General features: G+C 66.6%; 23 protein-coding genes. 12 read left to right on the top strand and 11 right to left on the bottom strand.

Features of this window, described 5'->3' with window-relative positions; translation table 11 throughout:
• Positions 1-52: 52 nt before the first annotated feature.
• Positions 53-955 carry a hypothetical protein gene (locus tag H7V21_RS12165; RefSeq protein ID WP_188054007.1) on the bottom strand — a complete coding sequence of 301 codons (903 nt, stop codon included), beginning with the start codon at positions 953-955 and terminating at the stop codon, positions 53-55.
• Between the two features lie 200 nt (positions 956-1155).
• On the opposite strand from H7V21_RS12165, the gene gyrB reads away from it, so the two are divergent.
• The 3 genes from gyrB (at position 1156) to H7V21_RS12150 (ending at position 4814) form a co-directional block, all read left to right on the top strand.
• Positions 1156-3657, top strand: a complete 2502-nt coding sequence (gene gyrB / locus H7V21_RS12160) for a DNA topoisomerase (ATP-hydrolyzing) subunit B (RefSeq protein ID WP_188054006.1) — start codon at positions 1156-1158, stop codon at positions 3655-3657.
• 264 nt (positions 3658-3921) lie between these two features.
• Positions 3922-4356 carry a septal ring lytic transglycosylase RlpA family protein gene (locus H7V21_RS12155; protein ID WP_188054005.1) on the top strand — a complete coding sequence of 145 codons (435 nt, stop codon included), beginning with the start codon at positions 3922-3924 and terminating at the stop codon, positions 4354-4356.
• Positions 4357-4397: 41 nt separating this feature from the next.
• Positions 4398-4814, top strand: coding sequence for a septal ring lytic transglycosylase RlpA family protein (locus H7V21_RS12150; protein WP_188054004.1), 417 nt, complete (start codon positions 4398-4400; stop codon positions 4812-4814).
• Between the two features lie 37 nt (positions 4815-4851).
• Here the strand turns inward: H7V21_RS12150 and H7V21_RS12145 are convergent, their stop codons facing one another.
• Positions 4852-6414 carry a murein L,D-transpeptidase gene (locus tag H7V21_RS12145; RefSeq protein ID WP_188054003.1) on the bottom strand — a complete coding sequence of 521 codons (1563 nt, stop codon included), beginning with the start codon at positions 6412-6414 and terminating at the stop codon, positions 4852-4854.
• A 109-nt stretch (positions 6415-6523) separates the two neighbouring features.
• Here H7V21_RS12145 and ppc point away from each other — a divergent pair, with 109 nt between their 5' ends.
• A complete protein-coding gene (ppc, locus tag H7V21_RS12140; RefSeq protein ID WP_188054002.1) occupies positions 6524-9199 on the top strand; it encodes a phosphoenolpyruvate carboxylase in 2676 nt (891 codons plus the stop codon).
• Between the two features lie 22 nt (positions 9200-9221).
• Here ppc and H7V21_RS12135 read toward each other — a convergent pair whose 3' ends face one another.
• The 5 genes from H7V21_RS12135 to H7V21_RS12120 all read right to left on the bottom strand — a co-directional run bounded on the left by H7V21_RS12135 (position 9222) and on the right by H7V21_RS12120 (position 12731).
• Positions 9222-9617 (bottom strand): acyl-CoA thioesterase, encoded by a 396-nt coding sequence (locus tag H7V21_RS12135; protein WP_188054001.1) that lies wholly within the window; start codon positions 9615-9617, stop codon positions 9222-9224.
• Between the two features lie 41 nt (positions 9618-9658).
• Positions 9659-10669, bottom strand: coding sequence for an MliC family protein (locus H7V21_RS12130; protein ID WP_188054000.1), 1011 nt, complete (start codon positions 10667-10669; stop codon positions 9659-9661).
• A 102-nt stretch (positions 10670-10771) separates the two neighbouring features.
• Entirely contained in the window at positions 10772-10897 is a 126-nt protein-coding gene (locus tag H7V21_RS15945; RefSeq protein ID WP_262503858.1) for a hypothetical protein, read from the bottom strand.
• A 148-nt stretch (positions 10898-11045) separates the two neighbouring features.
• On the bottom strand, positions 11046-11399 hold the full coding sequence (locus H7V21_RS12125; protein ID WP_188053999.1) for a DNA primase: 354 nt from the start codon (positions 11397-11399) through the stop codon (positions 11046-11048).
• Between the two features lie 93 nt (positions 11400-11492).
• Complete coding sequence (locus H7V21_RS12120) at positions 11493-12731, bottom strand: multidrug effflux MFS transporter (protein ID WP_188053998.1); 1239 nt, start codon at positions 12729-12731, stop codon at positions 11493-11495.
• A 106-nt stretch (positions 12732-12837) separates the two neighbouring features.
• On the opposite strand from H7V21_RS12120, the gene H7V21_RS12115 reads away from it, so the two are divergent.
• The 5 genes from H7V21_RS12115 to H7V21_RS12095 all read left to right on the top strand — a co-directional run bounded on the left by H7V21_RS12115 (position 12838) and on the right by H7V21_RS12095 (position 17082).
• A complete protein-coding gene (locus H7V21_RS12115; RefSeq protein WP_188053997.1) occupies positions 12838-13341 on the top strand; it encodes a hypothetical protein in 504 nt (167 codons plus the stop codon).
• Between the two features lie 71 nt (positions 13342-13412).
• The gene (locus H7V21_RS12110) at positions 13413-14366 is read left to right on the top strand and encodes an isopenicillin N synthase family dioxygenase (protein WP_188053996.1); all 954 of its coding nucleotides are present in this window, start codon (positions 13413-13415) and stop codon (positions 14364-14366) included.
• Positions 14363-15232, top strand: coding sequence for a helix-turn-helix domain-containing protein (locus H7V21_RS12105; RefSeq protein WP_188053995.1), 870 nt, complete (start codon positions 14363-14365; stop codon positions 15230-15232). The genes H7V21_RS12110 and H7V21_RS12105 overlap by 4 nt, the downstream gene beginning before the upstream one ends.
• 69 nt (positions 15233-15301) lie before the next feature.
• Positions 15302-15721 carry a VOC family protein gene (locus H7V21_RS12100; RefSeq protein ID WP_188053994.1) on the top strand — a complete coding sequence of 140 codons (420 nt, stop codon included), beginning with the start codon at positions 15302-15304 and terminating at the stop codon, positions 15719-15721.
• 68 nt (positions 15722-15789) lie between these two features.
• Positions 15790-17082, top strand: coding sequence for a homoserine dehydrogenase (locus tag H7V21_RS12095; RefSeq protein WP_188053993.1), 1293 nt, complete (start codon positions 15790-15792; stop codon positions 17080-17082).
• A gap of 2 nt (positions 17083-17084) precedes the next feature.
• Here H7V21_RS12095 and H7V21_RS12090 read toward each other — a convergent pair whose 3' ends face one another.
• On the bottom strand, positions 17085-17360 hold the full coding sequence (locus H7V21_RS12090; protein ID WP_188053992.1) for a hypothetical protein: 276 nt from the start codon (positions 17358-17360) through the stop codon (positions 17085-17087).
• A 147-nt stretch (positions 17361-17507) separates the two neighbouring features.
• On the opposite strand from H7V21_RS12090, the gene glpX reads away from it, so the two are divergent.
• From glpX to H7V21_RS12075, 3 genes are read left to right on the top strand one after another with little or no spacing between them, the layout of a single operon-like run.
• Positions 17508-18473: a class II fructose-bisphosphatase gene (gene glpX, locus H7V21_RS12085; RefSeq protein ID WP_188053991.1), complete on the top strand. Its 966-nt coding sequence runs from the start codon at positions 17508-17510 to the stop codon at positions 18471-18473.
• Positions 18470-18799: a hypothetical protein gene (locus tag H7V21_RS12080; RefSeq protein WP_188053990.1), complete on the top strand. Its 330-nt coding sequence runs from the start codon at positions 18470-18472 to the stop codon at positions 18797-18799. The genes glpX and H7V21_RS12080 overlap by 4 nt, the downstream gene beginning before the upstream one ends.
• Positions 18800-18849: 50 nt before the next feature.
• Positions 18850-19242 (top strand): CPBP family intramembrane glutamic endopeptidase, encoded by a 393-nt coding sequence (locus H7V21_RS12075; protein WP_262504100.1) that lies wholly within the window; start codon positions 18850-18852, stop codon positions 19240-19242.
• Here H7V21_RS12075 and H7V21_RS12070 read toward each other — a convergent pair.
• The 3 genes from H7V21_RS12070 to H7V21_RS12060 all read right to left on the bottom strand — a co-directional run bounded on the left by H7V21_RS12070 (position 19214) and on the right by H7V21_RS12060 (position 21834).
• Positions 19214-19984 (bottom strand): ABC transporter permease, encoded by a 771-nt coding sequence (locus tag H7V21_RS12070; protein ID WP_188053988.1) that lies wholly within the window; start codon positions 19982-19984, stop codon positions 19214-19216. The genes H7V21_RS12075 and H7V21_RS12070 overlap by 29 nt on opposite strands.
• The gene (locus tag H7V21_RS12065) at positions 19984-20904 is read right to left on the bottom strand and encodes an ABC transporter ATP-binding protein (RefSeq protein ID WP_188053987.1); all 921 of its coding nucleotides are present in this window, start codon (positions 20902-20904) and stop codon (positions 19984-19986) included. Before H7V21_RS12065 ends, H7V21_RS12070 begins: the two co-directional genes overlap by 1 nt.
• Positions 20905-20997: 93 nt before the next feature.
• Positions 20998-21834 (bottom strand): class I SAM-dependent methyltransferase, encoded by an 837-nt coding sequence (locus tag H7V21_RS12060; RefSeq protein WP_188053986.1) that lies wholly within the window; start codon positions 21832-21834, stop codon positions 20998-21000.
• Positions 21835-21882: the final 48 nt, after the last annotated feature.

The raw sequence follows: 21882 nt of genomic DNA, 5'->3' as shown, positions 1-21882 counted from the left end.
ATCGCGGCAGGTGAGAGGCTCCGGACGGCACGCGCCATCCGGAGCCGAAGCGTCACTGACTCTCGAGTTCCGAGATGTGGAGCGTCGCCTGCTGTGTCGAACCCGAGCTATAGGTGCCGACCCAGATCTCGTAACGCCCCTCCAAGGGACTGTCGAACCGCACGCTGGGGTTGCTGCCTTCCCCACCATCGTCGTCGCAATACCAATTCCCGTCGGGTGCGTTCACCATCAGCGTGGTGTCCGAGGACGAATCGACGGAAACGATCAGCGGCATGTCGCCCATGTCGTCGTTCGTGTACCGCAGCCGCACGTCGGGCGCCTGCGTGACGTACCCCCGGCACCCGGAAATGACGTCCGCAGAGAGACTGCCTCCCGCCCGAAGCGAAAGCGTGTAGGGGTCCGGCAGGAAGCCGCTCTCCAGCGAGATTTCGCGATAGTTCGGGTCGGCGCCGACATCGGGCCGGTCGCCGCTCCGCGCATCCTGCCGCCTGCCGTCGCTCTCGAGCTCCGAGATTTGCAGCGTGGTCGAGGACCGTACATCCTCGTCGTACGAGCCGACCCAGATCTCGTAGCGGCCCGAGCGCGGCGAATTGAAGCGGACGAGCGCATTGAGACCGTCGCCGCTGTCGTCGTCGCAATACCATCGGCCGTCGGGCGCGTTGACCACCAGCGTGACGTCGTCCTGCGACTGAGTCGAGATGATCAGCGGCAGGCTCCCGGCGTCGAAGCGGAGCCGCAGGTCCGGAGCATCGGTGATATAGCCCGAGCAGCCGCCAGCGGCATTGCTGGCGGAGACCGATCCGCCCGACGTCATCCGCACCGTGAAAGGATCGGGCGTGAAGCCGGAAGACAGCGAACGCTCGCCATAGTTCGGGTCGGCGCCGACATTCTGCGCCAGCGCAGGCGTCACTGTGCCGACGAGCAGCATTGCTGCGAGTGTTGTTCTGATCATCATCGTCTGTCCCCTTTCATTTCACAGCCGAAATGGCCCCGGTTGCGTAGCGGCTGCAAAATTACAGGTGAATGAACCTCTTGTTTTGCGCAACTTAATGTTAGCGAATACTTCGCCGACTCCCCTTTCCTTGTCTCGGCCGAGGCAGGTGCGGCGGGGGCATTTCGCTTCCCCTCGGCGCCGCGAATCCCTATATCCTCGGCATGGCAACTCCTCCCGAACCGAACGAATATGGCGCCGAATCCATCAAGGTGCTCAAGGGCCTCGATGCCGTGCGCAAGCGCCCCGGCATGTACATCGGCGATACCGATGACGGCTCCGGCCTCCACCACATGGTGTTCGAGGTTTCCGACAATGCGATCGACGAGGCGCTGGCCGGCCATTGCGATCGTGTGCTGATCGAGCTGAACGCCGACGGCTCGGTGTCGGTGGAAGACAACGGCCGCGGCATTCCCACCGGCATCCACAAGGGCGAGGGCGTTTCGGCGGCGGAAGTCATCATGACTCAGCTGCACGCGGGCGGAAAGTTCGAGAACACGTCCGAAGGCAATGCCTATAAGGTCTCGGGCGGCTTGCACGGCGTGGGCGTCAGCGTGGTGAACGCACTCAGCGAATGGCTCGATCTGACGATCTGGCGCGACGGGCAGGAGCATTTCATGCGCTTCCGCCACGGCGATGCCGAAGCGCCGCTGGCGGTGACCGGCTCCGCCGAGGGCCGCAAGGGCACGCGCGTGACCTTCCTGCCCTCGCCCGCCACCTTCAAGATCACCGAGTTCGATTTCGACAAGCTCGAGCATCGCTATCGCGAGCTCGCCTTCCTCAACTCCGGCGTCCGGATCGTCGTGCGCGACCTGCGCCACGAGGACGTCAAGGAAGTCGAGCTGTTCTACGAAGGCGGCATCGCTGCGTTCGTGAAATGGCTCGACCGCAACAAGTCCGCGCTGATTCCGGAGCCGATCGCGGTCGTCGGGCTGAAGGACGACATCGGGATCGACGTCGCGCTGGAGTGGAACGACAGCTATTACGAGAACGTCCTCTGCTTCACCAACAACATCCCGCAGCGCGATGGCGGCACGCATCTGGCGGCGTTCCGCGCAGCGCTGACTCGCACGCTCAATGGCTATGCCGACAAGTCCGGCCTCCTCAAGAAGGAGAAGGTGAGCCTCACCGGCGACGACATGCGCGAAGGACTGACCGCGATCGTCTCGGTCAAGCTGCCCGATCCCAAGTTCAGTTCGCAGACCAAGGACAAGCTCGTCTCGTCCGAAGTGCGCCAGCCGCTCGAAAGCCTGATGTCGGAAAAAATGTCCGAATGGCTCGAGGAGCATCCCGCCGAGGCGCGGCAGATCATCCAGAAGGTGATTGACGCCGCCGCCGCGCGCGAGGCCGCCAAGAAGGCGCGCGAGCTCACGCGGCGCAAGGGCGTGATGGACATCGCCAGCCTGCCGGGCAAGCTCGCCGATTGCCAGGAGCGTGATCCCGCCAAGTCCGAGCTGTTCCTCGTCGAGGGCGATTCGGCTGGCGGATCGGCCAAGCAGGGGCGTGATCGGCATTTCCAGGCGATTCTGCCGTTGCGCGGCAAGATCCTGAACGTTGAGCGCGCGCGGTTCGACCGGATGCTGAGCTCGAAGGAGATTGGCACGCTGATCCAGGCGATGGGCACCGGCATCGGCCGCGACGACTTCAAGCTGGAAAAGCTGCGCTACCACAAGATCGTCATCATGACCGACGCCGATGTCGACGGCGCGCACATCCGCACGCTGCTGCTGACCTTCTTCTATCGCCAGATGCCCGAGATCATCGAGGCGGGGCACCTCTACATTGCCCAGCCGCCGCTCTACAAAGCGACCAAGGGCCGCAGCGAAGTCTATCTGAAGGACGATACTGCGCTCGATCAGTATCTGGTCGAAGGCGGCGTCGGCGCCACGGTGCTCGAAACACCCCAGGGCACGCGCTCGGGCGAGGACCTGCGCGCGCTGGTCGAGCATGCCCGACGGATGCGCACGCTGATGCGCTATGTTCCACGACGCTATGACTCGGCGATCGTCGAGGTGCTCGCGCTCGGCGGCGTGCTCGATCCGGCCGCGACGCGCGAGCAGCGCGCGGCACGGCTCGATTCGGTCGCGAGCCATCTCGACCGCACCGACGCGGATGCCCGCTGGTCGGCGCGCCTCACCGAAGACGGCGCCCTGCACTTCGAGCGCTCGTGGCGCGGCGTGACCGATCATCACATCATCGAGGCAGCGTTCCTGGCTTCGGCAGAGGGGCGCAAGCTCCACGGCCTCGCGCAGGAGCAGGCGGAGAGCTATCTGGGAACCGCCAAGCTGGTGCCGGCGAAGAACGTCGCGCAGAACGATGAGGCGCCCGCAGGCACGATCGACACCGAGTCGCCCGACGAAGAGGCGCCCGTCACTGCCTCCAAGGGCGAGACGCTGGTGGCGCGGCCCAGCGAGTTGCTCGACGCGATCCTGGCGGCGGGCCGCAAGGGGCTGGCAATCCAGCGCTACAAGGGTCTCGGCGAGATGAATGCCGAGCAGCTGTGGGAGACCACGCTCGATCCGCAGAACCGCTCGATGCTTCGAGTGGCGGTCGACCAGGCCGATGTCGCCGACGAGATTTTCACTCGGCTGATGGGCGACGTGGTCGAGCCGCGGCGCGAGTTCATCCAGGAGAATGCGCTGAGCGTCGCCAACCTGGACGTCTGAGCGAGTACCTCTGCCGCCCGTCGGCCTAGAACGGGCGCGGCATCGGCGCGCGACTCGGCAGCGTCGGGCGCAGCCGCACTCCGCCCGATCTCGCGATCTCGCTCGGCTCGCCGTGCCGCAGACGGCGCCGCTCGAAACGTCTGCGACACGGCGCAAGCGATCCGTCGCCGCTTCGCCACCGCCGGGCGCAGCTCGAAACGCCCGCGGATTGCGCCGCTCGGCATAACGAGGCACCGCCTCGCCGAGGCAGAAGACGGGGCTTTCATGGCGACGGTTCGTTTCGGGCGATTGCTGGTGCTCACCGCGTGCATCGCGCTTGCCGCTCCTGCCGCGGCACGCGACGAAACCGGGTCCTCCGTCGCGACAACCAGCGAGGCGCCGCCGGTCGATGCCGGCCAGGCGAGCTACTACGCCGATCGCTTCGCCGGCGGGCGGACCGCAAATGGCGAACGTTATGACCCGCGCGAACTGACCGCGGCGCATCGCACGCTGCCCTTCGGCGCCCGCGTCCGCGTCACCGATCCCGCCAATGGTCGAAGTGTCGTAGTGCGGATCAACGACCGTGGCCCGCATCTTGCCGGCCGTGTGGTCGATCTCTCCCGTGCAGCCGCAGAGGAGCTCGGCCTGATCCGGCGCGGCGTCGGTCACGTCGAACTCAGGCTCGTCGAGGAAGCGGGCGTCGAAAGCGCGCAGAGCTGATGCTTCACGCTTCCGCAACCGGGTCGTGCTAACGCCGCGGAATGCGGCAACGTGATTCTTCACCGTCACGGACAGCAGGCGCGCTGTTCGCGATCGCAGGCGCGGCGGCGCTCTCCGCCTGCTCGGCAGTGCCCGGCCCGCGCATGGGCGCCGCGCCTCCTGCGGCCCTGAACGACGGCGTCGCCAGCTATTATGGCGACGAATATGCCGGACGCCCGACGGCGAGCGGAGAACGTTATGATCCCGGGGCAATGACCGCAGCGCACCGCACGCTTCCCTTCGGAACGATCGTACGCGTCACCGATCCTGCGACAGGGCGTAGCGTGACCGTGCGGATCAACGATCGCGGCCCCTTCCGTCCGGGGCGCGTGATTGACCTCTCCTATGCCGCGGCCGCCGAGCTTGGCCTCATCCGGCGCGGCATCGCCCCGGTGACGCTCGCTCTGGTCGACCGCTGAAGACGGGTGCGGGAGTGCCAACCCCCGGCGCCCCGCCTCAGCCGAGCTCGGAGATCAGCGCAGAGTCCCGGTCATAGATGTCCGGGCGATAGCTGATGCTCCCGTCAGGCTGCGGCCATGCAGTGAAATAGGTCAGATACACCGGGATTTCCCGTTGCAGCTGGACCTGCTGATTGTCGCCCGAATCGATCGCCTGGCGCAGTCGCGCGCGATCCCAGCCGTCCTGGGTAAGCGCCCACATCGCTAGATCGATCGGCCGCTCGACCCGGACACAGCCATGGCTTTCCGACCGGCTGGAATTCTCGAACAGCTGGTCCGCCGGCGTATCATGCAGATAGATGGCATGCGGGTTGGGGAACATGAACTTGATGCGGCCCAGCGCATTGTCGGGCCCCGGCCGCTGGCGCACGAGGAGATTGGGATCGCCCGCCGCGGCGCTCGCCCAATTCATTGCGCTCGGGCTGAGCGCATCGGCACTCGGGGTGAAGCTGCGGACCACTTCCATGTTGCGGCTTCGCAGATAGCCGACGCCGTTCGCGCGAACCGCTGGCGCGATCTCTTCGCTGGTGATCGAATTGGGGATGTTCCAGTAGGGATTGATCTCGAGATATTCCATGCGATCCGCCATCAGCGGCGTGCGATCATATTCGGTGCCGACGACCACGGCCATTTCCTGCACCGCCCGATCGCCTTCATACATGCGCACCGTGTATCCCGGGATATTGACCATCACATAGCGGTCGCCGAGCGCATCCGGCAGCCAGCGGGCACGCTCCATGTTGGCGATCAGCGTGCGCTCCTGCTCTCCCGGCGGCTGGTTGAGCATCGCGCGCGTGTTCGGCCCGAGCACGCCATCCGCGCTCAGCCCATGCTCCCGCTGAAACGACTCGACGGCAGCGGCGACTTGCGAATCGTAGCGATCGGCGCCGCTCTGCGGCACGGGAAGGCCGAGCCGCTCGCGCAACCTCTCGACGCGCGGGCTCCGGTCGCCCTGGCGGAGTAAGTCGCCCTCGCCGATCAGCGGCTGCGCGTCTGCTCCGTTGCCGTTGCGCACCTGCGCCAGCGCGTCGCGCAGGCCGTCATAGACCGGGTTCAGCCGATGCTGCTGCGCGAACCATTGCTCGAAGCTGCTCGCCGATGCAGCCGACGCCAGCACGTCCGCGGGGGCCGGTGGCTCGGGAGCCATGCCGGGCTCGGTGAAGTCGATCTTGTTCTCGACCCGGCCGTAGCGCAGATCGCTCAGATACCGCACCATCGTCTGCGACAGGCGCCGCTCCACAGCGCGCCAATCGGTGCGTTGCGCCTCGGCGTCGCGGATCGCCTCCGCCAGCTGCTGCGGATCATAGTCTGCCGGATCAAGTCCCTCGCTCGCGGCATTGGAGAGGCGCTCCAACAGTACCCCTGCATGCCGCCCTGCACCGCGCTGGCCGAACCAGAAGGGCTGGCCGCCTCGTTCCGCATAAAACGCATCGATCCCGCGCTCCTGCGCCGCTTGGTGCGCCGGTGGAGCGGCCTCGGACGCCAAGGTCGCGGCTGGCGCGGCGATTGAAGCGGCAGCAAGCAGGAGCGACGACAGGGAAAGATGCGATGCTAAGCTCATGAAAAACGGGTCTCCTTTTCCTTAGGGAAAGAATGAACGCCTCCATCGGTTCCGCAATCGTCCCGATCACCGGTTGACCGGGCCAGTACCGCAATGCAGCAAAGGCGCCATGGCCACGCTTCCTCCGATCACCAACAATCCGGACATCCGCTTTCTGGGGCGCCTGCTCGGCGACGTGATTCGCCGGCACGGCGGCGAGGACTTGTTCAAGCGGATCGAATATATCCGCTCGACTTCGGTCGACCGGCATCGCGGCATCGCCGGCGCCGATGCGATCGATCCCGGGCTAGACCGGTTGACACTCGACGAGACGCTGGATTTCACGCGCGGGTTCATGCTGTTTTCGATGCTCGCCAATCTCGCGGAGGATCGGCAGGGCGTGACCGCCGAAGACGAGGCGGATGTCGAGAGCGCACTTGCAAGACTTGCCGAACACGGCGTGGATCGCAACGCCGTCGCTGCGCTGCTCGATCAGGCGCTGATCGTGCCCGTGCTCACGGCCCACCCGACCGAGGTGCGGCGCAAGAGCATGATCGACCACAAGAACCGGATCGCCGAACTGATGGCGCTGAAGGATCGCGGGCTCCAGGAGACGCCGGACGGCGATCGAGTCGACGAGGCGATTCTGCGCCAGATCGCGCTGCTGTGGCAGACGCGCGTGCTGCGTCGGGAAAAGCTGGGCGTGGCCGACGAAGTGGAAACCGCGCTCAGCTATTTTCGCGACGTTTTCCTGCCGACGCTGCCGGCGCTTTATGCGCGCTGGGATCGGGCGCTCGGCGAGCGCAGCCCGAGCTTTCTCAAGCCGGGGAGCTGGATCGGCGGCGACCGCGACGGCAACCCCTTCGTCACCGCCGAATCGCTTCGGCTCGCGCTGGCGCGCGCCGCCGAGACGGTGCTGGTCCATTATCTCGATTCGCTCCACGCGCTGGGCGCCGAGCTGTCGATCTCGACGCTGCACGCCGATGCCGATCCCGCCGTCGTGGCGCTGGCGGAGGCGAGCGGCGACACCGCTGCGAGCCGCGCCGACGAGCCCTATCGCCGCGCCATTTCCGGGATCTATGCGCGGCTCGCAGCCACCCATCTGAAGCTCGTCGGAAAGGCGCCGCCGCGCCCCGGCACGCTGACCGGCGAACCCTATCCCGATCCCCGCGCGCTTCGCGACGATCTCGCCGCGATCGCCCATGGGCTTGCGGGCGGCGGCGATAGCCCGCTCGCCTCCGGCGGCAAGCTGGGGCGGCTGATTCGCGCCGTCGAAACCTTCGGCTTCCATCTCGCCACGCTCGACATGCGCCAGAACAGCGCCGTCCACGAGCGCGTGGTTGCCGAGCTGCTGAAGTCGGCAAACGTCTGCGACGATTATGCGGCGCTGAGCGAGGACGAGCGGATCGCCTTGCTGCGGCGCGAGCTGGCGAGTCCCCGGCCCCTGACCAGCCCCTATGCGAACTATTCGGACGAAACCGCGTCCGAACTCGCCATCGTCCGCGCGGCGGCCGAAGCGCATGCGCGCTATGGGCGCAGGTGCATCACCAACTACATCGTCTCGATGGCGGAGTCGGTTTCCGACCTGCTCGAAGTCCATGTGCTGCTGAAGGAAGCCGGGCTCTACGTTCCGGGAGAGACGCCGCAGGCGCATGTAATGGCCGTGCCGCTGTTCGAGACGGTCGCCGATCTCGAAGCGGCGCCGTCGATCATGGAAGCCTGGTTCGCGCTGCCCGAAGTTGCCGCGATCAGCGCCGCGCGCGGGCATCAGGAAGTGATGATCGGCTATTCCGACTCGAACAAGGACGGCGGCTATCTGACCTCGACCTGGCAGCTGTCGCGCGGATCGACGGCGCTGCAGCCGGTGTTCGAGAAGGCCGGCGTGTCGATGCAGCTTTTCCACGGCCGCGGCGGCGCGGTGGGCCGTGGCGGCGGATCGGCGTTCGCGGCGATTCGTGCACAGCCGCCCGGCACGGTGCAGGGGCGCATCCGGATCACCGAGCAAGGCGAAGTGATCGCGGCGAAATACGGGACGCCGGAAAGCGCGACGACCAACCTCGAAGCAATGGCATCGGCCACGCTGCTCGCGACGCTCGAACCCGAAAAGCTGAGCGCGCGCGACTATGACCGCTTCTCCGCGGCGATGGACCGGCTCTCGGAGACGGCGTTCCGCGCCTATCGGGGGCTCGTGTACGAGACCGAGGGCTTCACCACCTTCTTCCGCCAGATGACTCCGATCGCCGAGATCAGCGGGCTGAAGATCGGATCGCGGCCGGCGAGCCGCAAGAAGTCCGACGCGATCGAGGATCTGCGCGCCATCCCCTGGGTGTTCAGCTGGGCGCAGGCGCGAGTCATGCTCCCCGGCTGGTATGGCGTGGGCCAGGCGATCCGAGACTTCGAGGACAAGGGGCTGCTGCGCGAGATGGCGGCCGGCTGGCCGCTGTTCGCCGCTACGCTCGACAATATGGAACAGGTGCTCGCCAAATCCGATATGGGGATCGCCAGTCGGTATGCGGCGCTGGTCGAGGACGATACGCTGCGCGACCGGATCTTCGGGCGCATTCGCGAAGGCTGGGACGCCACGCACGACGGACTGCTGACCGTGACGCGCCAGACGCGGCTGCTGGAGAAACACCCGCGACTCGAAACGTCTATCCGGCTCCGGCTACCCTATATCGAACCGCTCAATCTGCTGCAGATCGAGCTGCTGAAGCGCCACCGCGCGGGCGAGCAGGACAGCCGGATCGGCGAGGGTATTCTCCTCTCGATCAATGCGATTGCGACGGCGCTGCGCAACAGCGGCTAGAGCGTCGGCCGCCGCTGGCGCGTCAGTCCTTCAGAAACGGCGCGGCGATGTCGTCGCGGACGCGCATCAGCCGCCCGGTCGCACGATCGAGAAGCGCCCAGGTCGTCTTCGCCTCGACCTTCACCTTGCCGTCCTCCGCGGTGAACCGCATGTGTCGGTCGAACCGCGCGCCGCGCGGCGGCTCCGAAACCCAGGTTTCCGCCGTCACGGCCTCGCCGTCGCGCACATTGCCGCGATAGTCGATCTCGTGGCGCGTCACTACCCAGACATAGGCCCGGCGATGCTCCGGCGGCGCGACCGCATCCCAGTGGGCGATCGCCACGTCCTGGATCCACTTCACCCAGACCGCATTGTTGACATGGCCCAGCTCGTCGATGTCGCCGGAACCGGCGGTGATGCGCGTGGTGAAGCGGGCCATGCCTTGTCCCTAGTGCGCGGCAGAGAGACTGGGAAGCGGCGTCACTCGGTCAGGGTGCACGGGATCGGCGGCTCGCCGCGCGCGGTGAAGGTCATCGCGTCGCCACGCACCTGCAGCGTGTAGCCCTCGCTGGTGTAGAGCATGCCCGAGCCCACCTCCTGCCGCGCAAGCGTCGCGACCGTCTCGCCCTCGCGCGAGACCGCGATCCTTTCGCGATCGGAAGCGAAGCGGACGACGAGCTGCGTACCATCGACGCAGCGGGCAAGGGAGCGCGTCTCCGCCTGCGCCTCTGGCGTTGGCGAAGCCGGTGCAGTGGGCGCGGGGCTTGTGGTCGGGCTCGGGATCGGCGTGGGACTGGTCCGGGCGACCGGCGTAGCGAGCGGCGTCAGCTCCCCTGTCGCGGCCCTCGTCGGAACAGGCGACGGCTCCGGCTCGGCTTCCGCAGGGCGCGGCGTCACGTCGATCTCGCGGATGCGCCAGCTGCGCTCCTCGGCGGTCGTCCCCGGAACGGCGCCGTTGCGATGCACCGTCACGAAACCGCGCATGACGAACGGCCGGTTTCCTGCCGCCAGCCGGCCAGTGACGCGCACCGGAACCCGCGCCCAGCGATTGCCTGCGCCCGCGTCGATGCGGTCGGGCAGGCCGACTTCGGCGCGGAGTTCGCTGAATTCCTCGAACGTCTGCGCGAACTCCTCGCTCGAGAGACCGGACGCCGTGCCATCGCGCTCCCACAGTCCATAGGCACGGCGATAGGCGCCGCGCGAGAGCAAGCGATAATAGTGCGTGACGAGGTCTGCGGCGGCCTGCCGGCCGTTCGAATCCTCGATCGCCGCTTCGGCCACGGGCTCAACCGGAGCGCTCGGCGCAGACGATGCTTCGGCCTGCGGAGCAGGAGCCGGCTCGGGCGGCGCGGCCTCGGCGGATCGCGCGGAGGTCGCGGGCTGAACATCAGCCGGCAGCCGGGTCTCGATGTTGGTTACGATGTCGGCGTCCTCGCCTTCGCTGCACGCAGCGAGCGCGCAAAGGGCGATCAGGGCGACGGCAAGCCGCATACGATGCTCTCCTCCAGGACCCGAACCCGCGGAAACGGGCCGCAGCTGCGAACGCCGCCGCGCGGCCCCCGTTCCAGGCGCAGGCGTACGGCTCAGCACTTCTCAGATTTCCAGTTGCGCCCCCTCGTCGCCGGTTTCCACGACATCGCGCGCCCAGAAGCCGAACGCCGCATGCGCCTTGAAAACGGCCATGTTCGCCAGCGGCGTTCGGACGAAGGCACGCTCCATTTGATCGACTCCGCGACCTGCGGCCGAGCGAAATCTGCCTGGCGCTCGATATAGTGGTCGACTCGCGGATCGGTGAGCATGGCGCACTCCGAAGCGGGGAGTGCGCCATGCTGCGCAACCGCGCGGACGGGGTCAAGCGCCAGAGGGGTCAGGGGGCGAGCGCCGCGTCGTCGCCGTCGTCGCTCTCCGCGTCGAGCGCCGCCTGGTCGACGGCGTCGTTGTCATAGTCCGCCTGCAGATCGTCTTCGTCGCGATCGTCGCGGTCGAGCCGCGCATCGGGGTCCTCTTCGCCGATCTCGCGGTCGCGCATCGCGAGATCGTCCTCGCCTTCGACGTCGTCGAGCTCCTCGCCGAGGTCCGGATCCATGTCGGTCTGCACCGTGCCGTCGTTCGGGCCGCCGCGCGTCGCTTCGAAAACCTCGGCGCGCTGGCTCTCGTCGTAGCCGTCCTCGTCGTACCCGTCGTCGTTGGGGCCCTGCTCGGGAATCTGATGGCCGCCCATATCGTCCTCATCGTCTCGGCCGCGGGCGGAATGCCCGGGCCGGACGTCAACGGAAGGACCGCGCACGCGTTCCGCCTCGCCGCCCCGCTTGTTTCAGCTCGGGCGAAACATCCGCCCGCGCTCGGCGACTGCGATGACGATGAATGCCGCCGTTCCGCACAACAAGAAACCCGCATAGAGCGGCACGGTCGTTCCGTCGTAGGATTGGCCGATCACCGCTCCCAGCACCGCGCCGCCCAGCGTCGTGACGAAGCCCTGAAAGCTCGACGCCGTGCCGGCGACCTCGCCCATATTCTCCATCGCCATCGCCGAGAAATTCGAAGTGGCGAGCCCGAAGCACGCCATCATCAGCGCCTGGAGAATGATGAAGCTCACCAGCGATTCGCCGCCGAACCACACGACCGCCAGATGCACGGCGGAGATACCGATCAGCCCAGCCAGCGCGAAATGCGAGATGCGCCGGGTGCCCAGCCGCATCACGATCCGTGCATTGATGAACGATGCGAGCGCCATGGTTCCCGCCACGCAAGCGAACACCAGCGTGAGCAGATGGGGCACCTCGAAGATATCGGCGACGATCTGCTGCACCGAGCCGATAAAGCCGAATAGCGCGCCCGAAAGCGCCGCCGCCGCAAGCGTGTAGCCGACGGCGCAGCGATCGCGCAGCACTGTCATATAGCCCCGGCCGATGCGCCGCGGATCGAGCGACAGCTTGCGCTCGGACGGCAGAGTCTCGGGCATCCGCACCCAGAACCAAATCGCGATCAGTGCGGCGACTCCGCCGATGCCGCCGAAGATCAGCCGCCACGATCCGAACAGCAGCACGATTTGGCCGAAAGCAGGCGCAAGCACCGGTGCCGCCATGAAGACGATGAAGGCGAGGCTCATCACGCGCGCCATCGCCCGTCCGGCAAAACAGTCGCGCACGATCGCGATCGTCACCACCCGGGCTGCGGCCACTCCGGCGCCGCTCGCAAACCGCGCCAGCAGCAGCAGCTCGAAGCTGCCGGACACGGCGGCAAGCGCATTGGCGATGACATATCCGCACAGTCCGGCGAGCAGCACCGGCTTGCGCCCGAACCGATCCGAGAGCGGCCCGTAGACGAGCTGCGCAAAAGAAAAGCCCAGCAGGAAGGCCGTGATCACCAGCTGGCGCCGGTTGTCCTCGACCACGCCGAGGCTGTCGCCGATCGCGGGCAGTGCCGGCAGCATCGAATCGATACCGAGCGCCGTCAGCGACATCAGTGCCGCGACGATCGCGACGAATTCCCCGAAGCCGAGCGGCGCGCGATCCGCCGATTCGGCGTGCGGCGGTGCGGTCTGCTGATCCATGCGGGAGCCTTTGGCGGATCGCGCCGGTCGCGTCACCTGCTTTGCTTGACCCGGCCCGGGCAAATCCCTAGTGTATTGTGAGGATAACACGCTGGAGACCAAGCCCATGAACCGCGCCGCCGCCCTGTTGTTGATCGCCCTGCCGCTCGCCGCTTGCGGAGATGGGGAAGGCAACGGCACGGCGATGTCGATCGACGCCATTTCGAACGACGGGAATGCGAGCATCACCTCCGACGCGGACGGCCGCTTCACGATCAAGGCGCCGGGGTTCGAAGGGTCGCTGAAGCTGCCTCCGATCCAGATCGACGCCGCCGATTTCGACGTGAACGGGATGCGGCTCTATCCGGGATCGACGGTGACGGGCTTCAATGCCGAGGCCGATGACCGGATGGGCCAGCGCGATCAGGCGAAGGCGACCTTCCGATTCACCAGCCCCGCCGATGCGGCGACCGTGCAGGAGTGGTTCCGCGAACAGCTTGCCGCGAACGACTTCGAGTTTCAGGCAGATGGAGCCGGTTTTGCCGGCATGACAGGCGAGGGCGACCGCTTCCGCCTCGAACTCGGCGGCCAAGGCGACCAGACCCGGGGCACGCTGACGATCGGCGAGTAACGCACGCGCCGCTGTTCGGGCGCCGCCCGAGCCGCTATCTGCGGAGCTCAGTTCAACCGGAGTTCCGATTCGTGACCGACACCCTTCTCGACCAGGTTCCGCTCGTCAGCCTAGCGCGCGCGGATCGCGAGCCCGAGGCATTCGCCGCCGAGTTGGGGCAGTCGTTCGAGCGGTTCGGCTTCGCGATGGTCTGCGATCACGGGATTGATCCGCAGCTGGTCGATCGCGCCTGGGCCACCACCCGCGCATTCTTCGAGCTGCCGGAGGACGAGAAACGCCGCTATCATGTTACCGGCGGCGGCGGCCAGCGCGGCTACACGCCCTTCGGCATCGAGATCGCCAAGGACGCGAGCGAGAACGACCTCAAGGAATTCTACCATATCGGCCGCGATCTCCCTGCGGGTCATCGCTATGCCGACGCCATGCCCGACAATATCTGGCCTGATCGGCCGGAGGGGTTCCGCGAAACCTTCGGCGCGCTCTTCGCGGCATTCGACACCGCCGGGCTGCGGCTGCTGTCGGCGATCGCCCGGCATCTGGGGCTAGCCCCCGACTGGTTCGAAAAACCGGTGGCTGACGGCAATTCGGTGCTCCGCCTGCTCCATTATCCGCCGGTGTCGCCCGATGCGCCCGGCGTGCGCGCAGGCGCACACGAGGACATCAACCTCATCACGCTGCTGCTCGGAGCGGAGGAAGCGGGGCTGGAGCTGCTCGACCGCGACGGTCGCTGGCTCCCGGTGAAGCCGCCCGAAGGAGCGATGGTGGTCAATGTCGGCGACATGCTCCAGCGGCTGACCAACCATGTGCTGCCTTCGACCAGCCACCGCGTCGTCAATCCGCCGCCCGAGCGCCGAGGCAATGCGCGCTACTCGATGCCTTTCTTCCTGCACCTCGCGCCCGATTTCACGATCGAGACGCTCGAGAGCTGCATCTCGGAGGACAATCCGAACCGCTATCCGCAGCCGATCACGGCGAACGACTATCTGCGCGAACGGCTGATCGAGATCGGCCTCATCAAGCCGTGACCCGGCCGTCGGCGCGCCTGCTGCGCGTCGATGCGCACGACGACGGCGTCAATGCCTGGAGCATGGCGCATTTCGCGCCGGGGCAGCGGCTCGCCGGCTGGATCGGCGGCTATTGCGACTATGAAGAGCGCACCGGCGGCTTCACCGTCCGGCGCGAGCTGCCGAACACCCGGGCGGTGCTGCTCGTCAATCTCGGCGAGCCGATCGCGCTGGTGGGCGGCGATGGGGGCACGTTGCGGCTCGGCGCCGGCGAGGCATTCGTCGCGGGAACCCATCTGCGACCGGCACTATCGCAATCGACCGGCGCGCAACGCGGCGTGCATGTTTTCCTGTCGCCCGTGGCGCTGCGGCGGCTGACCGGCGTGCCGATGCACGAACTGCGCGACCGCGCGGTGCCGCTGGAGGCGCTGTTCGGTGTTGCCGCTGCCACGCTGGGCGCGGCGCTGGGCGAGGCGGCGGATCGCGCGGAGCGCGTCAGGCTGATCGAAGCCGCGCTTGAGGCACGACTGGCGCGCACCGCCGATCTGCGCGCAGTCGACCTCTATGCCCTGCGCCAGACCGAAACGCTCGCCGGCGTCGAGCTTGCCGAGATCGCCCGCGACATCGGCTGGAGCCGCAAGCATCTTGCAAGCCGGATCACCGATCTGGTGGGGGTAGGCCCGCGCAGCTGGCGACGGCTGCGCCGGTTCGAACGCGCGGTGGGGCTTGCGGAAAGCGGTGATCGCGACTGGGCGGGCATCGCTGCCGAATGCGGATATTGCGACCAGTCGCACCTCATTCGCGAGTTCCAAGAATTCGCTGGTCTCACGCCGCGCGCGTTCGCGGCGCGGCTGGTGCCCGGTGGCGGAGGGCTGATCGAGCGCTGAGGTGCCTTTCGTCCAATCGTCTCCGCGCGCGGCATGGCAGCGAGTGCAAACCACCAGGGAGAGAGTCGGATGCGACACGAGATCATTCCCAATCTGCGCTATGCGGATGCGCCTGCGGCGATCGCGTTCCTCTGCGATGCGTTCGGATTCGAACGGCACGCAGTCTATTCAAACGCACAGGATCCGCAGATCATCGATCATGCCCAGCTGCTCTGGCACGACCGCATGATCATGATTTCCTCGGCGAAACCAACCGACTATGCCGCCGCGGCAGGAATGAAGACGGCGGCCGAGGCAGGCGCCGCGACCGCGACCTTGTACCTCGTCGTAGCCGACGTCGATGCGCACGCCGAGCGCGCGCGGCACGCCGGTGCCGAAATCTTCATGGAGCCGGCCGACCAGTCCTATGGCGGGCGCGGCTATGGCGCACGCGATCCCGAAGGCAATGTCTGGAGCTTCGGCAGTTACGATCCCTTTGCCGATCAGTAGCAGCGCTGCCGTTCCAACCGCCGGTCACTTGGGTTAGGCGCTGTCGCGCTGAACCACAGGAGCACCGAATGACTGAACCGCTGCGCGTCGCCCTTGCCGGACTCGGCACCGTCGGAGCAGGCGTCGTTCGGCTCATCGACGCGAACGGCGAATTGATTGCGCGGCGCGCGGGCCGCCCGATCGAAGTCGTCGCCGTGTCCGCCCGCGACCGCAGCAAGGACCGCGGGATCGATCTCGACCGCTTCGACTGGGTCGATGACCCCGCCGAGCTGGCACGGCACCCCGGGGCGGATGCAGTGGTCGAGCTGGTCGGTGGTGCCGACGGACCCGCGCTCGCGCTGGCTCGCGCCGCGCTGGGCGCCGGCAAGAGCTTCGTCACTGCCAACAAGGCGATGGTTGCACATCACGGACTCGAGCTCGCCCGCGCGGCCGAAAGCGGCGGGGTGGCGCTCAAGTACGAGGCTGCGGTCGCCGGCGGCATTCCGGTGATCAAGGGGCTGCGCGAAGGCGCTGCCGCCAATGTGATCGACCGCGTCTACGGGATCCTCAACGGCACCTGCAATTTCGTCCTAACCAAGATGGAAGCCGAGGGCCGCGACTTCGCCGAGATCCTCGCCGAAGCGCAGCGGCTCGGCTATGCCGAAGCCGATCCCTCGACCGATATCGACGGGGTCGACGCAGCACACAAGCTGTCGATCCTCGCCAGCCTCGCCTTCGGCGCGCAACCTGCGTTCGCCGACGTGGTCGTCACGGGCATCCGCAACGTGATCGCCGCCGATATCGCCGAAGCAGCCGCACTCGGCTATCGTGTACGCCTGCTGGGCATGGCCGACGCCGACGGCAAGGGCCTGTTCCAGCGCGTCCAGCCGATGCTGGTGCCGCTCGATCATCCGCTCGCGCATGTGCTTCATTCGACCAATGCGGTCGTCGCCGAAGGCAATTTCGTCGGACGGCTCTTCTTCCAGGGCGCAGGCGCGGGCGACGGTCCGACCGCCTCCGCTGTCGTGGCCGACCTGATCGACATCGCGCGCGGCGAATTCGGGCCGCCCTATGCGATGCCGGTCGAAGCGCTGGCGGCGCTCCCGCCGGCGGACAGCGGCGAGCGCCGCGGGCGGGACTATCTGCGCTTCACCGTGGCCGACAAGGTGGGCGTGCTCGCCGAGATCGCCGCGGCGATGCGCGATGCAGGCGTTTCGATCGAAAGCCTGATGCAGCGCGGTGCGATGGCCGATGGAAGCGTGCTCGTGGCAATCGTGACGCACGAGGGCCCGGAGCGCTGTGTCGCTCAGGCGCTCGAAAAACTGCGGGGCTCGCCGAGCCTCAAGAGCGAGCCGATGTGGATGCCGATCCTCTCCGACTGAGGTCAGTCGTCGGAACCGGTATCGATGATGACGGTGCCGTCGCTGGGGCAGACCGGCGCGCCCGAAAGACCACACCGCATCGGCTCCTGCTCCATCGCCCGCGCAACGCGATCCTCGGTCTCGGCGGGATCGAGCGGCAATCGGAAGCGGCTACGCCGCTCGGTGCAGTCGGATTCGCCTGCCGCGCAGGTCTGCGCATCGCGAAGAAGGTCGATTTGCTCGGGCGCCGGTGCATCCTGCATCGGAACGATCGGCAGCAGCAGGAGAAGTGACAACATCGGGCGTGCTCCTTCGCGCCCCCCGCTTTTCTCAACGCCGGGGCAGGCACGAAGTTGCCGCGGCACGCGCCCGGACGCTCCTCAGTTGCCCCGGCAGAGGCGCTCGCCTATCGGCTTGGCAATCACATTCGAGGGGTGCCCGATTCCATGCCGACTGCAAGCAAAGTTCTCGACCGCGTCCTGGTACTCGAAATGGTGCGAGTCACCGAAGCCGCGGCGATCGCCGCTTCGACTTTGGTCGGCCGCGGCGACGAAAAGGCCGCGGACCAGGCAGCCGTGGAGGCGATGCGCGACGCGCTGAACCAGCTCGATTTCGACGGCACCGTGGTGATCGGCGAAGGCGAGCGCGACGAGGCACCGATGCTCTATATCGGCGAGAAGGTCGGCGCGGCGCAGGGCACCGGCCCGAAGATCGATATCGCGCTCGATCCGCTGGAAGGCACGACGATTACGGCCAAGGCCGGTCCCAACGCGCTGGCGGTGCTGGCGATCGCCGAGGAGGGCTGCCTGCTCAATGCGCCTGACGTCTATATGGACAAGCTGGCGGTCGGCCCCGGCTATCCCGAAGGCGTGATCGACCTCGCCAAGAGCCCGACCGAGAATATCCAGGCGATCGCCAAGGCGAAGGGCTGTGCCCCCAACGAGATCATCGCCTGCGTGCTCGACCGGCCGCGCCACGAGAAGCTGATCGCCGAGCTGCGTAGCTGCGGCTGCGGCATCATGCTGATCCCCGACGGCGATGTCGCAGGCGTGATCGCGACGACCGACCCCGAGACGACGGTCGACGTCTATATGGGCCAGGGCGGCGCGCCGGAGGGCGTGCTGGCGGCGGCGGCGCTGCGCTGCGTCGGCGGCCAGTTCCAGGGGCGCCTCGTCTTCCGCAACGATGACGAGCGCAGCCGCGCCGCCAAATGGGGGATCGAGGATCTCGATCGCATCTATACGCTCACCGATCTCGCGAAGGGCGACTGCATCTTCGCCGCGACCGGCGTGACCGACGGTTCGCTGCTCGACGGAGTGAAGCGCTACGGCCGCAAGATGCACACCGAAAGCGTGGTGATGCGCGCAAGCTCGGGCACGGTCCGCTGGGTGAAGGGCGAACACCGGCTGTGATCCTGGAGACCGCCACCGCGGCGCAGCTGCTGCTCGCGGTCACGCTCGTCGTACTGGCGGTCTTCACCATTTTCGATGCGCGCTCCTATGCGCGGTTCAAGACGATCGACGACACGCGCGAGCGCAAGCGCATCTTCGGGCGCTGGGTCGTTCAGGCGATGCTGCTGTTCGGCGGTGGCGCGCTTCTCGGGCTCGCGCTGCTGGGTCGGCTGGGCGAGATCGTCGCCTTTCCCGTCGAGTTCCTGCCCGCGACTGCCCTGTTGGGCGAGTTGGACGACGTTCGCGGCCTCATCACCGGCATGCTCTTCGGACTGGTCGGGCGCTGATCCTCGTCAGTGCGCTCGCCTTGCTGCGCCCGCCGAAGGAGGGCGTGGAGATGCGCGTCCTGGGCGACATCGGCGCGCTGCTGCCGCGCAACCGCGCCGAGCTGCCCTATGGCGCGCTGCTCTCGGTCAACGCGGGGATCACCGAGGAGCTGTTCTTCCGCCTCTATCTGCCGCTGCTCATCGTGCTCGCGGGTGGCGGCGCGGTGCTCGCGTTCGTCGCCGCCGCGCTCGTGTTCGGGCTGATGCATCTCTATCAGGGCGCCGCCGGCGTGATCGGCACCAGCGTGATGGGGCTGGTCTTCGTGCTGATCTACCTCGTCACCGGCAGCCTGTTGCTGCCGATCCTGCTCCATGTGCTGATCGATCTGAACGGACTGGTGCTCCAGCCCGCGCTGCTGATGCGTCGTCGGCGGCTCAGCTCTTCAGCCGCCAGCCCGTCCTGAAGATCAGCCACACGATGAACAGGCACAGCGCGAGGAAGCCGCCGGTGAAGCCCAGGCTCACCCAGATATCGACATCGCCCTCCCCGAAGAAGCTCCAGCGGAAGCCGCTCACCAGATAGACCACCGGGTTGAACAGGCTCACCGTGCGCCACGGCTCGGGCAGCATGTCGATCGAATAAAAGGCACCGCCGAGGAAGGTGAGCGGCGTCACCAGCAGCACCGGCACGAAATTGAGCTGCTCGAAGCCCTTTGCCCAGATGCCGATGATGAATCCGAACAGGCTGAACGCCAGGCTGGTGAGGATCAGGAACGCCGCCATCGCGAACGGGTGGCGGATATCGAGGTCGACGAAGAAGCTGGCCGTGACCAGGATGATCAGGCCGATCACGATCGATTTGGTGGCGGCGGCGCCGACATAGCCGAGCACCATCTCCATCGCCGAGATCGGCGCCGACAGCAGCTCGTAGACGGTGCCGGTGAATTTGGGGAAGTAGATGCCGATCGAGGCGTTCGAGATGCTCTGCTGCAAGAGCGACAGCATGATGAGCCCCGGAACGATGAAGGCACCGTAGTTCACGCCGTCGACATTCTCGATCCGGCTGCCGAGCGCGCCGCCGAACACGACGAAGTAGAGCGACGTGGTGATCACCGGCGCGGCCAGGCTCTGCCACAGCGTGCGCAGCGCGCGCGCCATTTCGAAGCGATAGATCGACCAGACGCCCTGTGCGTTGAACCCGTGCATCAGCGCTGCTCCACCAGATCGACGAAAATGTCCTCGAGGCTGGATTTCGAGGTGTCCAGATCCTTGAAGCCGATCCCGAGATCGCCGAGCCTGCGCAGCAGCGAGGGAATGCCCGTCCGCTCCGCCTGCGCATCGAATACGTAGCGCAGCGCATGTCCCTCGTCGGCGAGCGTCAATTCCCATTCGGCGAGTTCGGGCGGGATCGCGTGCATCGGCTCCATCAGCACCAGCGTCATCTCGCGCTTGCCCAGCTTCTTCATCAGCGCGGTCTTTTCCTCAACAAGCAACAGCCTGCCCTTGTCGATCACGCCCACCCGATCGGCCATTTCCTCGGCTTCCTCGATATAGTGGGTGGTCAGAATGATGGTCGTGCCGCGCTCGCGCAGCCCCAGCACCAGCTTCCACATGTCGCGCCGCAGCGAGACGTCGACGCCCGCGGTGGGCTCGTCGAGGAACAGCAGCTCCGGCTCGTGCGCCAGCGCCTTGGCGATCAGCACGCGCCGCTTCATGCCGCCCGAGAGATCCTTGATCTTCTCGTTGCGCTTGTCCCACAGCGACAGATCCTTGAGCACGCGCTCGCAATAGGCCTTGTCGGGCGCCTTGCCGAACAGGCCTCGGCTGAACCGCACCGTGGCCATCACCGTCTCGAACATGTCGACCGACAGCTCCTGCGGGACGAGACCGATGCGCGATCGCGCCTCGCGCGGCTCACGCAGCGCGTCATGTCCATCGACCAAGATGGTCCCGGAGCTCGGCACGACGATGCCGCAGACGATGTTGATGAGCGTTGTCTTGCCCGCGCCGTTCGGCCCCAGCAGCGCGAAAATTTCGCCGCGCCGGATTTCGAGGTCGACCGAGTCGAGCGCCTTGTGCCCGGAGCCATAGGTCTTGCTGACGCCGGAAACGGATAGAATCTGCATGAAGCCCCCTTCTACGGAGGCTAGATGGGAGGCGCGAAGCCGCGCGGCAATGGGTGGCGGGCGGCACACCGTAACGGCGGCCGCCCTTGGCATTCAGAGAAAGGCGTCGAGCGTCATCGACGGATGGGGATAGCGAAACGCATTGGCGGCGATCGGCAGAACGATTCCCTCCGGCACGCCGGGGAGGAAGTAATTGCCCTGATACTCATTTGGCTGCGTGCGGCCGTCCCCCGCCTCGTAGCTGGTGCCGATCGGCGCATAGGCGAGTTCGGTGCCGAAGACGGCATAGAGCGCCATGTCTACGAAGTTCATGTGCTTGATCGTGCCGCGCAGGTGGGTGTCCTGGGCAATGATCGCGTGAAGCTTTTCGCGGACGAAGGAAAGCGCCGAAAGGTCCTTCACCACCTGGTTGAAATCATGCGCGCCATCGTGATGGACGATGCACTTGCCGGGATTCTCCACCGTCAGAACATTTTTCACATAGGAAGGAACGTCGCCGTGGAAGAGGCGAACGCGATGCGCCGATTCCGGGAATGCGCGGCGGATACGCTCGTAGGAGAAGAGCAGGAAACGCGCATTGATATCGACGAGGTCGAGATCGAAATCGAACCGCTCGATGCAGCCGCCGAAAACGGCGGAAGCGCCACCCATATAGACGCCGACCTCGACAACGCGGTCGAATTCGCCAGCCAGGTCGCGCAGCGTTCGGACGAGGTCGAAATAATAAAGCGCGGTGCACTGATCCTCATAGGTCAGCTTGGTCGCGTGCAGACGCTCTGCGATGGAATCGAAGAAGCGATTGCGACCGGCGACAAGATCACTCTTCAGCCAGGCACGATGGCCGCTGAAGATCTCGATTCCCAGCTTGCTGTTGGGATCCGCAAGCTCCGCCAGCTCGGGATCCGGTTCGATGAAAACTCCCGGCGCCATGATTCCTCCAATCGGAGCGTCCCTGTGCGCTCCCCTGAAGGACTTATA

Source organism: Sphingosinithalassobacter sp. CS137, assembly GCF_014334115.1.
Classification (GTDB): Bacteria; Pseudomonadota; Alphaproteobacteria; order Sphingomonadales; family Sphingomonadaceae; genus Sphingomonas.
This window is presented reverse-complemented; position numbering and strand designations above follow the sequence as displayed.

Bases quoted from the DNA above. Each gene is read 5' to 3' on its own strand.
- H7V21_RS12165 (WP_188054007.1), bottom strand. From the start codon at position 955: ATGATGATCAGAACAACACTCGCAGCAATGCTGCTCGTCGGCACAGTG.
- gyrB (WP_188054006.1), top strand. From the start codon at position 1,156: ATGGCAACTCCTCCCGAACCGAACGAATATGGCGCCGAATCCATCAAG.
- H7V21_RS12155 (WP_188054005.1), top strand. From the start codon at position 3,922: ATGGCGACGGTTCGTTTCGGGCGATTGCTGGTGCTCACCGCGTGCATC.
- H7V21_RS12150 (WP_188054004.1), top strand. From the start codon at position 4,398: ATGCGGCAACGTGATTCTTCACCGTCACGGACAGCAGGCGCGCTGTTC.
- H7V21_RS12145 (WP_188054003.1), bottom strand. From the start codon at position 6,414: ATGAGCTTAGCATCGCATCTTTCCCTGTCGTCGCTCCTGCTTGCTGCC.
- ppc (WP_188054002.1), top strand. From the start codon at position 6,524: ATGGCCACGCTTCCTCCGATCACCAACAATCCGGACATCCGCTTTCTG.
- H7V21_RS12135 (WP_188054001.1), bottom strand. From the start codon at position 9,617: ATGGCCCGCTTCACCACGCGCATCACCGCCGGTTCCGGCGACATCGAC.
- H7V21_RS12130 (WP_188054000.1), bottom strand. From the start codon at position 10,669: ATGCGGCTTGCCGTCGCCCTGATCGCCCTTTGCGCGCTCGCTGCGTGC.
- H7V21_RS15945 (WP_262503858.1), bottom strand. From the start codon at position 10,897: ATGGAGCGTGCCTTCGTCCGAACGCCGCTGGCGAACATGGCCGTTTTC.
- H7V21_RS12125 (WP_188053999.1), bottom strand. From the start codon at position 11,399: ATGGGCGGCCATCAGATTCCCGAGCAGGGCCCCAACGACGACGGGTAC.
- H7V21_RS12120 (WP_188053998.1), bottom strand. From the start codon at position 12,731: ATGGATCAGCAGACCGCACCGCCGCACGCCGAATCGGCGGATCGCGCG.
- H7V21_RS12115 (WP_188053997.1), top strand. From the start codon at position 12,838: ATGAACCGCGCCGCCGCCCTGTTGTTGATCGCCCTGCCGCTCGCCGCT.
- H7V21_RS12100 (WP_188053994.1), top strand. From the start codon at position 15,302: ATGCGACACGAGATCATTCCCAATCTGCGCTATGCGGATGCGCCTGCG.
- H7V21_RS12095 (WP_188053993.1), top strand. From the start codon at position 15,790: ATGACTGAACCGCTGCGCGTCGCCCTTGCCGGACTCGGCACCGTCGGA.
- H7V21_RS12090 (WP_188053992.1), bottom strand. From the start codon at position 17,360: ATGTTGTCACTTCTCCTGCTGCTGCCGATCGTTCCGATGCAGGATGCA.
- glpX (WP_188053991.1), top strand. From the start codon at position 17,508: ATGCCGACTGCAAGCAAAGTTCTCGACCGCGTCCTGGTACTCGAAATG.
- H7V21_RS12075 (WP_262504100.1), top strand. From the start codon at position 18,850: ATGCGCGTCCTGGGCGACATCGGCGCGCTGCTGCCGCGCAACCGCGCC.
- H7V21_RS12070 (WP_188053988.1), bottom strand. From the start codon at position 19,984: ATGCACGGGTTCAACGCACAGGGCGTCTGGTCGATCTATCGCTTCGAA.
- H7V21_RS12065 (WP_188053987.1), bottom strand. From the start codon at position 20,904: ATGCAGATTCTATCCGTTTCCGGCGTCAGCAAGACCTATGGCTCCGGG.
- H7V21_RS12060 (WP_188053986.1), bottom strand. From the start codon at position 21,834: ATGGCGCCGGGAGTTTTCATCGAACCGGATCCCGAGCTGGCGGAGCTT.